This window comes from Kribbella kalugense, from assembly GCF_004365875.1.
Classification (GTDB): domain Bacteria; phylum Actinomycetota; class Actinomycetes; order Propionibacteriales; family Kribbellaceae; genus Kribbella; species Kribbella kalugense.
In genome coordinates this window covers 1,450,728-1,464,857 of sequence record NZ_SODF01000002.1, presented here as the reverse complement: position 1 = coordinate 1,464,857, position 14,130 = coordinate 1,450,728, and the positions used below count along the sequence as shown (strand labels likewise).

Annotated in this window: 13 protein-coding genes and 1 tRNA gene; 8 read left to right on the top strand and 6 right to left on the bottom strand. The window is 68.0% G+C overall.

Features of this window, described 5'->3' with window-relative positions; translation table 11 throughout:
• Positions 1–80 precede the first annotated feature (80 nt).
• The gene (locus EV650_RS24850; RefSeq protein WP_134121414.1) at positions 81–968 is read left to right on the top strand and encodes an LLM class flavin-dependent oxidoreductase; all 888 of its coding nucleotides are present in this window, start codon (positions 81–83) and stop codon (positions 966–968) included.
• A 125-nt stretch (positions 969–1,093) separates the two neighbouring features.
• On the opposite strand, the gene EV650_RS24845 is transcribed toward EV650_RS24850, so the two are convergent.
• Positions 1,094–1,183, bottom strand: a tRNA-Ser gene (locus EV650_RS24845).
• Positions 1,184–1,445: 262 nt separating this feature from the next.
• Here EV650_RS24845 and EV650_RS24840 point away from each other — a divergent pair.
• The 4 genes from EV650_RS24840 (at position 1,446) to EV650_RS24825 (ending at position 5,531) form a co-directional block, all read left to right on the top strand.
• A complete protein-coding gene (locus EV650_RS24840; protein WP_134121413.1) occupies positions 1,446–3,014 on the top strand; it encodes an LCP family protein in 1,569 nt (522 codons plus the stop codon).
• 76 nt (positions 3,015–3,090) lie between these two features.
• Positions 3,091–4,068 (top strand): hypothetical protein, encoded by a 978-nt coding sequence (locus EV650_RS24835; RefSeq protein WP_134121412.1) that lies wholly within the window; start codon positions 3,091–3,093, stop codon positions 4,066–4,068.
• Between the two features lie 34 nt (positions 4,069–4,102).
• Positions 4,103–4,561 (top strand): hypothetical protein, encoded by a 459-nt coding sequence (locus EV650_RS24830; RefSeq protein ID WP_134121411.1) that lies wholly within the window; start codon positions 4,103–4,105, stop codon positions 4,559–4,561.
• 4 nt (positions 4,562–4,565) lie between these two features.
• On the top strand, positions 4,566–5,531 hold the full coding sequence (locus EV650_RS24825; protein WP_134121410.1) for an acetylxylan esterase: 966 nt from the start codon (positions 4,566–4,568) through the stop codon (positions 5,529–5,531).
• On the opposite strand, the gene EV650_RS24820 is transcribed toward EV650_RS24825, so the two are convergent.
• Together EV650_RS24820 and EV650_RS24815 are read right to left on the bottom strand one after the other, a co-directional pair.
• Positions 5,506–6,030, bottom strand: coding sequence for a hypothetical protein (locus EV650_RS24820; RefSeq protein WP_134121409.1), 525 nt, complete (start codon positions 6,028–6,030; stop codon positions 5,506–5,508). The genes EV650_RS24825 and EV650_RS24820 overlap by 26 nt on opposite strands.
• Positions 6,031–6,214: 184 nt before the next feature.
• The gene (locus tag EV650_RS24815) at positions 6,215–6,802 is read right to left on the bottom strand and encodes a class I SAM-dependent methyltransferase (RefSeq protein WP_134121408.1); all 588 of its coding nucleotides are present in this window, start codon (positions 6,800–6,802) and stop codon (positions 6,215–6,217) included.
• A gap of 53 nt (positions 6,803–6,855) precedes the next feature.
• On the opposite strand from EV650_RS24815, the gene EV650_RS24810 reads away from it, so the two are divergent.
• Positions 6,856–10,017 (top strand): ATP-binding protein, encoded by a 3,162-nt coding sequence (locus EV650_RS24810; RefSeq protein WP_134121407.1) that lies wholly within the window; start codon positions 6,856–6,858, stop codon positions 10,015–10,017.
• A gap of 87 nt (positions 10,018–10,104) precedes the next feature.
• Entirely contained in the window at positions 10,105–11,514 is a 1,410-nt protein-coding gene (locus EV650_RS24805; protein ID WP_134121406.1) for an FAD-binding oxidoreductase, read from the top strand.
• Here the strand turns inward: EV650_RS24805 and EV650_RS24800 are convergent.
• Together EV650_RS24800 and EV650_RS24795 are read right to left on the bottom strand one after the other, a co-directional pair.
• Positions 11,511–11,741 carry a hypothetical protein gene (locus EV650_RS24800; RefSeq protein ID WP_134121405.1) on the bottom strand — a complete coding sequence of 77 codons (231 nt, stop codon included), beginning with the start codon at positions 11,739–11,741 and terminating at the stop codon, positions 11,511–11,513. The genes EV650_RS24805 and EV650_RS24800 overlap by 4 nt on opposite strands.
• Positions 11,742–11,755: 14 nt before the next feature.
• Positions 11,756–12,175, bottom strand: a complete 420-nt coding sequence (locus EV650_RS24795; protein WP_134121404.1) for a MarR family winged helix-turn-helix transcriptional regulator — start codon at positions 12,173–12,175, stop codon at positions 11,756–11,758.
• Positions 12,176–12,249: 74 nt separating this feature from the next.
• Between EV650_RS24795 and EV650_RS24790 the strand changes: the two genes are divergently transcribed.
• On the top strand, positions 12,250–13,074 hold the full coding sequence (locus tag EV650_RS24790) for an NAD(P)H-binding protein (protein ID WP_134121403.1): 825 nt from the start codon (positions 12,250–12,252) through the stop codon (positions 13,072–13,074).
• A 42-nt stretch (positions 13,075–13,116) separates the two neighbouring features.
• Here the strand turns inward: EV650_RS24790 and EV650_RS24785 are convergent, their stop codons facing one another.
• Positions 13,117–13,983: an HIRAN domain-containing protein gene (locus EV650_RS24785; protein ID WP_134121402.1), complete on the bottom strand. Its 867-nt coding sequence runs from the start codon at positions 13,981–13,983 to the stop codon at positions 13,117–13,119.
• Positions 13,984–14,130 lie beyond the last annotated feature (147 nt).

The window sequence follows — 14,130 nt, the reverse complement described above, 5'->3', positions numbered from 1 at the left end:
AGACCAGTCCTCCTCAGATCGCCAGGATCGAACTACGTTGGCCGCATGCGAATCCCTGAGAACCTGAGGAGTGCCGGCGCATGAAGATCGGTGTGATGCTGCCGCTCGGCGGCGAGGACGGTCCGGGCGGGACCATGCCGGGTTGGAAGGACGTCCGGGCGGTCGCCGAGGCGGCCGACCAGAGCGGGCTGGACTCGGTCTGGATCGCTGACCACTTCCTCTACCGCGACCCGGAAGGACGGGTCTACGGCATGCACGAGAGCTGGACTCTCCTCAGCGCGGTCGCCGCGATCACGACCCGGGTCGAGCTGGGCAACATGGTGCTGTGCGCGTCGTTCCGCGATCCGGGCCTGACCGCGAAGATGGCCGCGACCCTGGACGAGGTCTCCGGCGGCCGGCTGATCCTCGGCGTCGGCGCGGGCTGGCACGATCCGGAGTACGAAGCGTTCGGTCTGCCGACCGATCACCGTGTCGGCCGGTTCGAGGAGTGGCTGGAGATCGTGGCGCGGCTGGTCCGCGGCGAGACGGTGACGTACGACGGCACCTACCACAAGGTCGTTGAGGCGAGCCTCGACCCGGCCCCGCCGCACCGCATCCCGATCCTGATCGCCGGCCACCGTCCGCGGATGATGAGCCTGATCGCTCAATGGGCCGACGCCTGGAACACGGCCTGGTACGGCGCCCCGGACGCGAAGGTCGAGGAACGCCTCGAGACTCTCCGTCAGGCGCTCGAGACCGCCAACCGCCCCGACGACGCGGTAGCGCGAACCGTCGGCATCATCGTCCGCGATCCCGACCAGCCCGCCGTACCGGATCCGGATCCGCGCGCGATCGCCGTACAGGAACTCCCCGAGGCACTCGCGGCGTACGAGAAGCTCGGCGCCGACCACCTCATCGTCTCGCCGGAGCCGATGACCGCCCGCACAGTCGAACTGATCGCCGCGGCAAAACAGTCCCCGAACAACTAACCCAGCCAGGCACCCCAGGGGTCCGGGGGCGGAGCCCCTCCGGGCGGGGTCCGGGGGTTGCACCCCCGGTGAAACGGCCGGAGCACCCTGGTCTGCGCTTTCTGCAGACAGGGTGCTCCGAGGTGCGGAGGCGGCGGGATTTGAACCCGCGAGAGGGGATTACCCTCAACCCGCTTAGCAGGCGGGCGCCATCGACCGGACTAGGCGACGCCTCCTCCGACGATCCCCGCGAGGGGGACACGACGACGGCCAAGACTATCCGTTCGACCGGGTCTGCGGCAAAGCGGGTAGGCCGCCACGCTCGGTGGTGGGGGCGGCACGTTGAGGCAGTAGCCCAAGGCCCCTGTACTGTGGCGGCATCGACGGGGGTCGCCAGCATCACGTCAACCAAACGGCTGTCGTGGGCGTCTGAAGTACCGTGGGCTGCTTCGGCGGCCGACGGAGGGGTCGCCAGGTCGTCGATCAGGGAACGGAGCTATGTCGCGGAGTACTCGCGCAGCCGGTCGGAGAGCAGCGCCCCGGGCCAGTCGGTCCCGGCACCGTTCGCACCGGGCCAGGACGGCCTCGAAGGCGATCGGTCTGACCCTGCTCAGCGCCCTGGTGCCAGGCTCCGGCCTGCTGATGGGCGGCCGGAAGAAACTCGGTGCGTTCATCCTGACGATCAGCGTCGGGCTGCTGCTGATCGGCGCGTACGTCGGTCTGACCCAGCGTGACTCGGTGCTGGCGCTGGCGGTGTCGCCGCGGCAGCTGCTGATCGCGACCGCTGTCGTGGTCGTGCTCGGGGTCTGCTGGATCTGGGTCGTGGTCGCGTCGCACAAGCTGCTCCGCCCGGTCAGCATGACCTATACGGCCCGGTTGGCCGGCTCGATGTTCGTCGGGTTGCTGTGTTTCGCGATCGCCGTACCGACGACCGTGGCCGCGCAGACCGTGATGGCGCAGCGCGACCTGGTCGGCAGCGTGTTCCAGTCGGAGAAGAACTCGAAGAGCGCGACCCGGCCGAAGGTGACCAACGTCAGCGACCCGTGGGCCAAGACCCCGCGGCTGAACCTGCTGCTGCTCGGCGCCGACGACGGCGTCGGCCGGACCGGGGTCCGGACCGACACGGTGATCGTCGCCTCGATCGACACCAAGACCGGTAACACCGCGCTGATCTCGCTGAGCCGGAACTGGATGCGGATGCCGTTCCCGGAGGACTCGCCGCTGCACAAGGTGTACCCGGACGGCTTCTGGGACCCGAGCCAGGGCAATGTCGAGCAGCCGGAGTACTACCTCGACGCGATGTACGACAACATCCCGAAGGCACACCCGGGGATCCTCGGCCAGACCGACAACGAGGGCGCGGACGTGGTCAAGCTGGCCGCGAGCGCCGCGCTCGGCCTGGACATCTCCTACTACATGCAGGTCAACCTGGCCGGCTTCAAGCAGATCATCGACGCGCTCGGCGGCATCACCGTGAACGTCAACTACCGGGTGCCGATCGGCGGCGACTACGGCGAAGGCCCGGGGTCCAACACCGAGAAGAAGCCGAGCGGCTACATCGAGCCGGGTCCGAACCAGAAGCTCGACGGGTACCACGCGCTGTGGTTCGCCCGCGGCCGTTACGGGCTGAGTGACCCGTCGCGGCAGGAGCGGCAGCGCTGCACGATCCACGCGCTGGTCAGCAGCGCGAACCCGCAGGCCCTGGTCACGTCGTACCAGCAGATCGCCGCGGCCGGGAAGCAGTTGCTGCGCACCGACATCCCGCAGGAGATCCTGGGCGCATTCACCCAGCTCGCGCTCAAGGTAAAGAACGCCAAGGTCACCAACATCGACCTGGACAAGAACAAGAACTTCCCCACCGGCAAGAACCCCGACTACACCGCGATGCAGCAGCTCATCCAAAAGGGACTCAACCCCGCGGCGGCGTCGACCCCGACGGCCAAGCCGACCAAGAAGCCGACCTCCGGCACCAGCAAGAAGACGCCGACCAAGCCGCCGGTCACGCCGGGCACCGCCGAGAACCTGAACGACGCGTGCGCGTACAACCCGAGCCAGACCGGAAACTGAGACAAATTCGCTCTGTTGAACCCTCCCAGCGGAAGTATGAGAGCACGATGGAATTGAGTCACAACTGGGAGTGACTGTGAGGCGTTCGTTCGCGGTGGTTGTCGGAGCTGTTGGTGCTGCTGTTCTGGTCTGCGCGGGTTGCAGCAGCGAACCCGAGAAGGGCGATGCCCCAGCTGCTGGCGGTACGCCGACCAAGACGAGTGCACCACCCTCGTCGGTGGCACCCAAGCCGACACCTAAGCCGAGTGCGGTCGCGCTCTCGGTGCCGATGTACCAGCGGGCGCTGACGAACGTCGAGAAGGTCCTCAAGCCGGACGTCGCCCGGGTGATGAACGCGAAGACGGTCGCAGCGTTCGATGCAGGCCGGGCCCAGCTCGCGGCCGCCGTCGTCATCGAACGCAGCGCGCTGGCGAAGATCACGCCGCCGCGCGGGCTGGTGTCGGCGCATCCCGCCGTACTGGATGCTTTCGACTCGTACTCCGGGAGCGTGGCCACGAACCTGAGCAAGGCCGGCGAGACCAAGACCAGCTGTGGGCTGCCGAAGGCGCCTGAGGTCCGGCTGTACGAGGCGAAGGACGGCGTGCGGACCGCGTTCGCGTCGCTCGCGCAGAGCGTGCAGACGTCGATCGGCAAGGGGGTCAAGTTCGGCGCGCTGTCGGTGCCCGCCAAGCCCGTCGCGCCGGCCGTGCTCGGCGGCCGCGGCGAGAACGGGGACGTGTTCCAGCGGTCCGGTCCGCGCGGCTCGGGCTCGCTCGAGATCACCAACGCCGGCGACGACGTGGTCATCGTGATCGCCGGCAGCAACCCGAGGTCGCCGCAGGCCTCGATCTACGTCCGGGCCAACAAGAAGACGACGCTGAGCGGGATCCGCAGCCAGGACTACTGGGTCTACTTCAAGTCCGGGACGAACTGGGACGCGAAGAACCACCGGTTCACCGAGAACTGCTCGTACCAGAAGTTCGACGACGTCTTCGACGGCTCGTACAACTGGACGATCAGCCTGGCCAAGACCCCGCTCGGCAACGCGTCGTCGTCGGAGACGGAATCCTTCTGACGTGGTCACCCCTGGTGGATGAGATCCTGTGCTGATGCGTACGACGTACCGGATGCGGGCGGGCCGATTCCTCGGGATCCTGGCCGCCGGGCTGATCATTCTCGGGGTTGCCGCGGTGCTCTGGGCACTGGGGCTGCCCGCCGTCGCGGTGTCGGTGTTCGTCACCCTCGGCGGGATGATCACGCTGGCCGGCCTGTGGATCCTGGCCCGGCCGCCGAAGGTGGCGCGGCTGCGGGACAACGAGATCGAGGTGCGCGGCGTACGGACGCCCTGGACGGACGTCACCGAGGTCGGCCGGGTGGACACCACGCACGGCGAGGCGATCGTGCTGCGGACCAAGCAGCCCGACCACCCGATCCTGCTGCCGATCTCGTGGATCTCGCCCAAGCGCGTGCCTTCGCTCGAGACCACGCTGCGGGAGAAGCTGAACGCGGCTCACGGGTACACGATCTGGGACGGGACTGCGCCGGACGACGCCGACAGCGCAGAATGATGCGGTGCTTTCCTTCGAGCTGTCATACGACGAGTTACTGACCTATCAGGGCACGAACCCGCGACCGGCGGACTTCGACGAGTTCTGGGACAAGGCGCTGCTTTCGCTCGACGACGTACCGGCTGAGGCCGAGTTCGTCGATGCGGTCGACTTCCCGCTGACGACGGCGACCGCGCAGCACCTGTACTTCAACGGGACCGGCGGCTACCGGGTCCACGCGAAGGTACTGCGTCCTGCCGAGCCGACCGGGCCGGCGGTGCTGCTGTTCCACGGGTACGGCGGCGAGCAGCCGAAGTGGGTCGAGCTCCTGCCGTATGCGGCTCGCGGGTTCACGGTGGCGGCTCTGGATGTGCGGGAGCAGGTCGGTTTCCGTACGTCGTCGCAGGCGGAGAACAGCTTCTCATTGCAGCATCATCTGGTGCACGGTCTGGACGATGGCCCGGACGGGTTGCTGTACAAGCACATCTTCTTGGACACGCGGCGGCTCGCTGATCTGATCGGCGGTCTGCCTGAGGTGGATGCCTCGCGGATCGCGACGACGGGGTGGAGCCAGGGCGGCGGGCTGTCGTTGGTCGCGGCTGCATTGACGCCGTCGATCAAGTACACGGCGAGCGTGTTCCCGTTCCTGTGCGACTACCAGCGGACCTGGGACCTGAACCTGGAGACCGGCCCGTACGACGAGATCGTCACGTGGTTCCGGAAGCGCGATCCCCGGCACCTGCGGCAGGACGAGGTCTTCACCACCCTCGGCTACATCGACGTACAGAACCTGGCCCCGCGGATCCAGGCCGAGGTGACCCTCTTCGTCGGCCTCGAAGACCAGGTCTGCCCACCGTCGACCCAGTTCGCGGCCTACAACAAACTCCAGTCAGTCAAGGAATTCCGCGCCTACCCCGACTTCGGCCACGACGACCTCCCCGGCGCCCACGACGACATCTACCAACTCATCGGCGCCAAACTTCAAGCTTGATCCTCGGGTCGGCGAGACGTTCGACGGCGCGGATCAGAAGGTCGGCGTCCGGGTGCTCGCCGTCGAGGAGCAGCTCCAGCCGGTTTGCGCGCTGGTCGACGCCGCCACTGAAGCCTGAGGCGCCGGCCCATTCGTTCTGGTGCTCGAAGAGCCGGGATGCGAGCTGGTTCAATTCCTGCAAGGGGTACTGAACCTGGACGAACATGACGCGCAGCCAGGTCGGGTCCGTGACCAGCAGGAGGAGTCGCGCTTCCTGGAGCGCGTCCTCGCTCGTCATCTGAATCGTCAGCGTTGCCGTCTCGGAGTCCCAGAGCATGCCCCCGTCGTATGCGTCCAACTGCCTCAGCATCGCGCGAATCCGATCGCACTCCGCCGAGTACCTGGCCTCACCCGTCACATCCAGCGGAACCCATTCCTCATTCGGGCCAAGCCTTCTGATTCGCTCCAACTCAGAAAGCTCCCGGTAGGCCCCAAGCTTCGGATAATCCTTGTCACTCATCCTGCCCCCTGGATGTTGGGCTGTACCGACGAACGGGTAGTAGTCGATCCGCGCCGGCGGAGGCGGGTGCGTTCACGCGGGAGCCCGGTGAGGTCGGTCGTTGTGGCGCCGACTACTACCCGTCCGTCGGTACGCTCGCCTGACGCGATGCTAGGCGCGGACTACAGCAAGAACCAGTAGTCGGTCATTGGGGTTGGGTCCAGGTGATTGTGTAGCGGAAGAGGAGGTGGCGGTGGTAGGTGGCGTTGGGGAGGAGTTCTGTGGCGAGGGATTGCATGTCGGGGTAGGTGACGGGCGGCGGCCACACGATTGGTGCCGAGTGCTCCCAGTAGCCCTTGACGGCGCGGTAGCCCAAGTTCGCAGCTACGCCGGCGAGCTCGCGCGGCAGGTCGCGTGGCAGGGTCGCGCGGGCGAGGCCGACGACCGCGAGCACCCCGCCCGGTCGCAGGAGCGAGCGCATTCGCAGTAACCCCGCGCGGGCGTCGACGTGATGCAGCGTGGCGACCGACGCGACCACGTCGTACGACGCCGGCTCGAGCGGATACTCCAGGAAGTCGCCGTACACATACGAGATGTCGTCCCCGTACCCCCGTGCCAACTCGAGGCTGGGCGTATCGAGGTCGATCCCGGTGACCTCTGGTACGACGGCACGCAGTTCGCGGGTGAGCATGCCTTCACCGCAGCCGATGTCCAACGCACGCTTGGCGCCGACCGGGACGGCCTGCAGGATGCGTGGGTGGTAGTGGATGTTGTGGTTCCACCGCTGGCTCATCCGCCCATCCTCGCCGACAGTGGGGCCTACGATCGGTGGGGGGAGAGTGCAGGGTGAGGATCCGGCTGCTTGGTGGTTTTGGGGTTGATCGCGCGGGGCGATCCGTTGATCCGTTGGTATGGCGGCTGCGGAAGGCGCGGACGCTGGTCAAGCTGCTCGCGCTGACGCGTGATCAGCGGCTGCACCGCGACGTACTGCTCGAGATGCTGTGGCCGGACCGGCCTCCGACATCAGCGGTCAACAATCTCCACCAGGCCCTGCATGTCGCGAGGCGAGTGCTTGCGGGTGACGAGCCGAGCAACGGATTACTGGAGTTGCGCGACGACTTCGTCGTACTGCTCGCGGACGGGCTCGTCGAGGTCGACGTACGGACGTTCGAAAGGCTGGCGGCACTGGGCCGGACCAGCGGTGACCTGGCGGACCTCCGCGCCGCAGTCGCTGTCTATACGGGCGATCTCCTCCCGGAGGACCGGTTCGAGGACTGGGCCGTCCGGCCGCGGGAGGAACTCCGGGCGACCTTCGGCAATCTGCTCGTCGACCTCGCGGACGCGGCCGCCGCAGTCGGTCAGGAAGCCGAGGCGTTCGATGCGCTGACGCGCGCACTCGCCATCGATCCGCTGCACGAGCACGGTGTCCGCAGCCTGATGCGACGGCACGCGGCGACGGGCCGTTCGTCGGAAGCGTTGGCGCAGTACGAACGTCTGCGAAACGACCTGCGTACTGCGTACGGCACCGATCCCGACCCGGAAACACAACGCGTGTACCAAGAACTGCTGACCGGAACCGTCGAAGCGCAGTCAAGGCACAACCTCGCGCCGGCGTTGACGAGCTTCGTCGGCCGCGAGCGGGAGATCGCGGACGTCCATCGCCTACTGGAGCAAGGCCGACTCGTCACGCTCACCGGAGTGGGAGGTGCAGGCAAGACCCGGCTGGCGGAAGAGGCGGCCCGCCGGCTGGTCGACTCGTACGCCGACGGCGTCTGGATCGCCGACCTCGTGCCGGTAGCAAACCCGCAACTCGTCGCGGACACGGTCGCAGCCGCGCTCGGCCTCGACCCCGCCGCCGGATCGGACTCGACGCGCACCCTGATCACCCGCCTGGCTCCACGAAACCTCCTCCTCGTACTCGACAACTGCGAACACCTCCTCGCCGCCTGTGCCCAACTTGCGAGCGCGGTACGACGAAGTTGCCCCGGAGTCAGCCTGCTCGCGACGAGCCGCGAACCCCTACACGCTCCGGGCGAAGTCACCCTGCGCGTACCCTCACTCGAGCTTCCGGAAAAAGCCGATGCGGGTGCCCTGGACCGGCTCGGCACGCTGTCGTCGGTACGGCTCTTCGTCGATCGGGCCCGCGACGTACGGCCCGGCTTCGTACTCGACCCAAGCAACGCCACCGCCGTCGTGGAGATCTGTCGTTGTCTCGACGGCATTCCGCTCGCCCTGGAGCTGGCCGCCGCGCGGGCGTCGCACCTCGAGGCTGCGGAGATCGCCGCGCGTCTCGGGGCAGCGCTTCCGTTGCTCGGCCGCGCCGGCGAGGTCACCCGGCACGCGACCCTGCGGGCGACGCTCGAGTGGAGCCACGCATTGCTGTCGGAGGACGAGCAGATGCTGCTGCGCCGGCTCGCAGTCTTCTCCGGCAGCTTCTCGCTCCGGTCCGCCGAGCAGGTGTGTGCCGACGAGCGGATTCCCGGACCGGAGGTTCTGGACGTCCTCGGTCGTCTGGTCGACAAGTCGCTGCTGCTGGTCGACCACGACGGGCCGCGCTCCCGGTACCGGCTCTTGGAGACCATTCGGCAGTTCGCGCACGAGCGTCTGGTCGCCGCCCACGAGGCCGCACCGATGGAGGCCGCGCATTGCCGGCACTTCCTGGAGCTGGCGGCCGAGGAGGATCCCGAGCGGGCCGGCATCGTCGTCGAACGCCCCCAGCTCCTCGACGCCGACCACGACAATCTCCGCGGTGCGCTCAGCTGGGCGCTCCAGCATGATCACGAGCGAGCCTTGCTGCTCGGTCTCAGCCTGTCGCAGTACTGGCTGGCGCGAGGTCATTTCTCCGAAGGTGCGGGCTGGCTCGAACGCGTTCTCGGGGTGGCGGTCGCACCGTCCCACGCGCGGGCGCGCACCCTCTTCGCGCTGGCGATCCTGCTCGCCCGGAGCGGCTTGGCCGGCCGGCTCCCCCGTCTCGGCGACGAGGCGGTCGCGGTGTCCGAGCAGTCCGGAGATCCGATCGACCTCGCGACCACCCGGGTACTGCGCGGCACACTGCTGCTCGGGAGTGGTGATCTCGACGAGGTCGAACAGACCGCCGTCGACGCACTCGCCCAGGCCGACTCCCTGAAAGCAGCACCCTTGGCCGCGGCCGCTCAAGGGCTGGCCGCGATGGCCGCACTGTTCCGCGAGGACGTCGGGCTCGCGCGGCGACGCTTCACCGAATGCCTGCGGCGGTTGGGCCAGATCGACCCGATCGTGGGCCGATTCTTCCCCGCCGTCACGATGTGCCTGCCGCTCGTGCCGGTCGACGGATGGTGGGTCCCGGTGTTCGAGGAGACCTTCCTGCTCGGTCGACGGGTCGGCGCAGTACAGGGCACCGGCTACGCCTTGTCTGCGTTGGCCGACGCGCACCGGCTGAACGGAGACCTTGCCGCCGCACAGGACGCCGTACGCCGGTCTGTCGAAACCTTCAGTGGAATCGACGACGCGGCCGGGATCGGCCATGCCCTCAACCATCTCGGCTGCATCGAACGCGATCAGCGACTGTTCGATCCGGCCGAGACGCATCTGCGGGAAGCGCTCCGGATCCGTCAGCAACTGGGAGATCGCCGCGGCGAGAGCCTGACGCTGGCGAATCTCGGCCTGCTCTCTGCGGCGGCCGGCGACCCAGCAGCGGGACGGCGACTCACCCGAGCGGCCCTCGATCGCGGCGAGGCGGTCGACGATGCGCCCGCTGCCGGTGGCGCGCTGCTGAACCTGGCCGTCGTCGAGTTGTTCGCCGGCGAGCGCCGTACCGCGCGAATGCTGGCCGAAGAGGCGGTAGAAGCCTTTCACCCGCAGGGATATCTGCGCCTCGAGGCGTGGACCCGGTTGCTCACCGCCGAGCTCGCCGCCGAGGACGGTGACACCGAGATGCTGGCCAGACACGGTCCGGTGGCGTCGACGCTCTTCACCCGCCTGGGCTGCCACATCGGTACGGCGCGTGCTGCCGCGCTCATGGCCGGCTAAGTCACGCTAAGTCATTGCGAAGGCGTCCTTCCTAATGTCGTTGTCAGTCCGGGAAGCCTCCTGGACGGGAACGAATCAGGAGTGGAAATGACAACGACGCAAGCGCGGCAGGACACGCTCGGGGAGGCCACACTCGGTGAACTTGCCGAAGGACTGCGTGGCGAGCTGATCCGTCCGGCCGACCCGTCGTACGACGAAGCGCGGTCGATCTGGAACGCCGCGCACGACAAGAGGCCGGCGCTCATCGTCCGGTGCAAGGGAGTGGCCGACGTCATCCGGGCGGTTGAGTTCGCCCGGAGCGAGGGGTTGACGGTGGCTGTCCGGGGCGGCGGTCACAGCATCCCCGGTTTCTCGACCACCGACGGCGGCCTGGTGATCGACCTGTCGCTGATGAACGCGGTCCGGATCGACCCCGATCGGCGCCGGATCGTGGCGCAGGGCGGGTGTGTGTGGGCGGACGTCGACGCCGAGGCACAGGCGTTCGGGTTGGCCGTGACTGGTGGACTGGTATCCACGACGGGGGTCGCGGGCTTCACTCTCGGCGGCGGGATCGGCTGGCTGGTCCGGCGCGCCGGACTCGCGTGCGACAACCTGGTCGGGGCCGACATCGTCACCGCGGACGGGCGCTACCTGCACACGAGTGAGGACGAGAATCCCGAACTGCTGTGGGCATTGCGCGGCGGTGGCGGCAACTTCGGTGTCGTCACGTCGTTCGAGTTCAAGGCGCACGAGGTCGGGCCGACGGTGTTCGCCGGTCTCGTCTTCTACCCGGGCGATCAGGCCGCCGAGGTCCTTCGCGGCTTCAGTACGGCGGCAGCCGGCGCACCCGACGAGTTGTCGCTGGCGATCAACCTGACGACCGCGCCACCGTTGCCGTTCCTGCCGGAAGAGGTCCACGGCAAGCCCATCGTCGCCGTACTAGGAATGTGGTCCGGGCAGCCGGAGGCCGGCGATGCGGCGACCAAGCCGTTCCGTGAGCTCGCGCCGGTGGTGGCCGACCTGTTCGGTCCGATGCCGTACAACGCGATGCAGACGCTGCTCGATCCGCTGTTCCCGCGCGGGATGCGGAACTACTTCCGGTCGGCGTTCTTCCACGACCTCGGCGGATCGACCCTCGACGCGATCGTCGACGCACACACCAAGGTGCCCAACGGATTCTCCGAGCTCCACGTCCACCACCTCGGTGGCGCGATGGGCCGGGTCCCCGCGGACGCCACCGCGTTCGGCACCCGCGACCACGAGTTCATCCTCAACGTGGTCGCCCGCACGCCGGAGGCCGAGGGGTACGACGAAGCCGTCCAGTGGGCGCGCTCCACCGGGAGTTCGCTCGGCCCGGGCGCGGCGTCGTACGTGAACTTCACCGGCGAGACGAACGAGGACATCGTCCGGGCGTCCTACCCGGCGGCGACCTACGACCGGCTCGTGGCCGTCAAGAACACCTACGACCCGACCAACCTGTTCCACCTCAACCAGAACATCCGGCCCGCGAGTGCCTAGTCGTTCCTTAGGGCAGCGTCGATGACGGCGATCAGTACGTCGTCGTCATCGGCGCGCCAGGTGTGCGACTGCGCGCAGGTCCACTGATCCGGCTCACGCGGTACGACGCAACCGAACAGCCGGACTTTGCCGGCGGCTGCCGCCTCGCGGGCAACCCGGGTCGGGAGGCCGTAGAGAATCGGCACTCCCTGCTGCCCACAAACCGGGCACTCCGGTGCGTTCGCCATGGAGCCAAGGTACGTCACGGCCCGTCGAGCAAGACCTGGTTGATCTTTGTCAGGGCCTTCAGTAGCTGGGCGCGTTCGGTTTTGGTGAGGGTTGCCGTGACGCGGTCCTCGAGGGTCTGGCGTTCGGTCTCGATCGGCTTCTGGAGGGCGCGGCCGGCGGGGGTCAACCAGAGGCGGACGAGTCGGTTGTCGCGGGGATCGGGCCGGCGTTCGAGCCAGCCGGCCTCGGCCAGCCGGGTGGCGAGTTTGGTGACGGCGGGCGTGGTGACGTTCACCGAGGCGGCGATCTCGCCGGGCGTACGCCCGTCCTCGGCCCACAGCGCGGCCAGCAGATGGTCCTGCCCGAGCCGCAGTCCGTGCCTTTGTACGGCGGCATCGGCCGCGGCCCGTAGCAACTTGGACGTCTTGCTGTGCAGCTCCAGGAACTCGGGCATTGACACTCCTTGACGATCAGATCATTTACCGGTTAACGTTCTCGACGAATCGTTAACCGGTAAAGGAGTCTGTCATGCTACTCGTCACCGGCGCCACCGGGCACATCGGCCGGAAACTCGTCGAAGAGCTCAATCGCCGAGGCGCCGAGTTCCGCGCCCTGGTTCGAAGCCCCCGCGCCGACCTGCCCGCCGAGCAACAGCTCGGCGACCTCGACGGACCGGTCGACCTGCACGGCGTCGACAAGGTGTTCCTGCTCGTCCCCGGCACCGGCCTCGCCCACACCGCCAAGCTGATCACGGCAGCCCGCGCGGCCGGAGTACAGCACGTCGTACTGCTCTCGTCGTACGCCGTGCTCGGCGACCCGATCCCCGCGATGGGCCACTGGCATCACGAACGCGAACAACTGATCCAGGACTCCGGGATCCCATGGACGTTCCTGCGGCCGACCGGCTTCCACACGAATGCGTTCGACTGGCTGCCGACGATCCGCGCCGGCGGCTACGTGATGGACCCGATCAGCCCTGGTCGGGCCGCACCGATCGACCCGGCGGATATCGCGGCCGTCGCAGCGACCGTGCTGACCGAGGACGGCCACGAGAAGAAGGAGTACACGCTGACCGGGCCCGAGTCGTTCACTCTGCCCGAGCAGGTCGCGATCCTCGGCGACGCGATCGGCCGCAGCATCGAGGTCCGCCCGATCGAGACTCCTGAGGACGCGGTCCGGTTCCGCTACCCCGACGGCGCCCCGTCGGACCTGGCCGCGGCGATCGTCGAGGGCCTGAACCTGATGCGGGCCGACACGATCGGCCTGCGGACGGACGACGTACGCCGCCTCACCGGCCGCGAACCACGAACGTTCGCGGCCTGGTGTGGCGACAACCTTTACTTGTTGAAGTAGCTCCGCAGCGCCGGCCGGACCTGGTCAGCACTGCGCAGCCGCCTAGTTGGCTTCCTTGGTCGCCCAGTAGTGCCATTGCGGGGAAGCGACTGGGGAGCGGGCCAGCCCGTCCGGCCAGGTGGCCGGCAGGTCGTGACTCCTCGCCGCGTACAGCGTCACCTCCGATGCGGTGCGGTCGCCGCGGACGGCGATGCGGGCTGCGGTCTCGGCGCGCATGTCCGAGAGGTAGTGGATCGCCGGCAGGAACTCGGCGCTCAACCGTGGACTGAGCCGGCCGACAGGTTCGTCGTCGAGCCGGATCTCGACCACGATCCGGTGCCGGTCCTGGATTCCGTCCTCCTCCTCGATCGCGTGCATGGTGGAGTACGCCCAGCACTCGCCTTCCGCCCGGAAGAACGGCGCCAGTACGTCGGGATGCACCTCGCTACCCGGTACGACGATGCCGCTGCCGGCCGGGAGCAGGTGAAAACTGCCCGGCGGGGGCAGGTTCACCGGCACGAGCATGTGCGGCTGCCCGAGGGCGACCGCGACGCTGGCGTGGAATTCGGTGCCCTGGGCGCCCTTGCCGTCCCAGTCCGCCGGCTCCCACTCACTCACCCACAAGTGACACGGCACCTGCGGTTGCAGGCCTTGCGCCACCAGCTCTGACAGCACCGGGTGGTACCGGTGCGCGTCGTCCCTCGGCAGATAGCCGACAACCTTGCCATGCACCCGGACGGCGATCGACCGCGGGTCGAAACGGTTGTGCGGTTCCGGGACGAGGTCCGCCTCGGTGTCCAGATCTGCGCCGCGCGCCGGGATGGGATCAGGGAACAGGCTACGGATCGCCTGCTCGTGCGGGGCTTCCCGCACGACTTCCTGACCGCACCACAAAGCGTCGCCCCACAGACTGAACGGAATCAGTTCCATCTGTGCCCTCCAGTCCTCACTGACCGGCTTTACCCGGCTCATCCCGATCAGGACCCTGATCGTTACACCGAGTGAGCGTATGAAAACTAGACTGCCCAGTGAAGAGCCGTTTCACGCCTGGTGCAAGAGTCTGGAACGCAAAAGGTA

What these genes read in the sequence shown, in the direction of transcription:
- EV650_RS24840 (WP_134121413.1), top strand. Translation starts at nt 1,446, where the DNA reads ATGTCGCGGAGTACTCGCGCAGCCGGTCGGAGAGCAGCGCCCCGGGCC.
- EV650_RS24830 (WP_134121411.1), top strand. Translation starts at nt 4,103, where the DNA reads ATGCGTACGACGTACCGGATGCGGGCGGGCCGATTCCTCGGGATCCTG.
- EV650_RS24800 (WP_134121405.1), bottom strand. Translation starts at nt 11,741, where the DNA reads ATGGCGAACGCACCGGAGTGCCCGGTTTGTGGGCAGCAGGGAGTGCCG.
- EV650_RS24785 (WP_134121402.1), bottom strand. Translation starts at nt 13,983, where the DNA reads ATGGAACTGATTCCGTTCAGTCTGTGGGGCGACGCTTTGTGGTGCGGT.
- EV650_RS24850 (WP_134121414.1), top strand. Translation starts at nt 81, where the DNA reads ATGAAGATCGGTGTGATGCTGCCGCTCGGCGGCGAGGACGGTCCGGGC.
- EV650_RS24790 (WP_134121403.1), top strand. Translation starts at nt 12,250, where the DNA reads ATGCTACTCGTCACCGGCGCCACCGGGCACATCGGCCGGAAACTCGTC.
- EV650_RS24795 (WP_134121404.1), bottom strand. Translation starts at nt 12,175, where the DNA reads ATGCCCGAGTTCCTGGAGCTGCACAGCAAGACGTCCAAGTTGCTACGG.
- EV650_RS24805 (WP_134121406.1), top strand. Translation starts at nt 10,105, where the DNA reads ATGACAACGACGCAAGCGCGGCAGGACACGCTCGGGGAGGCCACACTC.
- EV650_RS24815 (WP_134121408.1), bottom strand. Translation starts at nt 6,802, where the DNA reads ATGAGCCAGCGGTGGAACCACAACATCCACTACCACCCACGCATCCTG.
- EV650_RS24820 (WP_134121409.1), bottom strand. Translation starts at nt 6,030, where the DNA reads ATGAGTGACAAGGATTATCCGAAGCTTGGGGCCTACCGGGAGCTTTCT.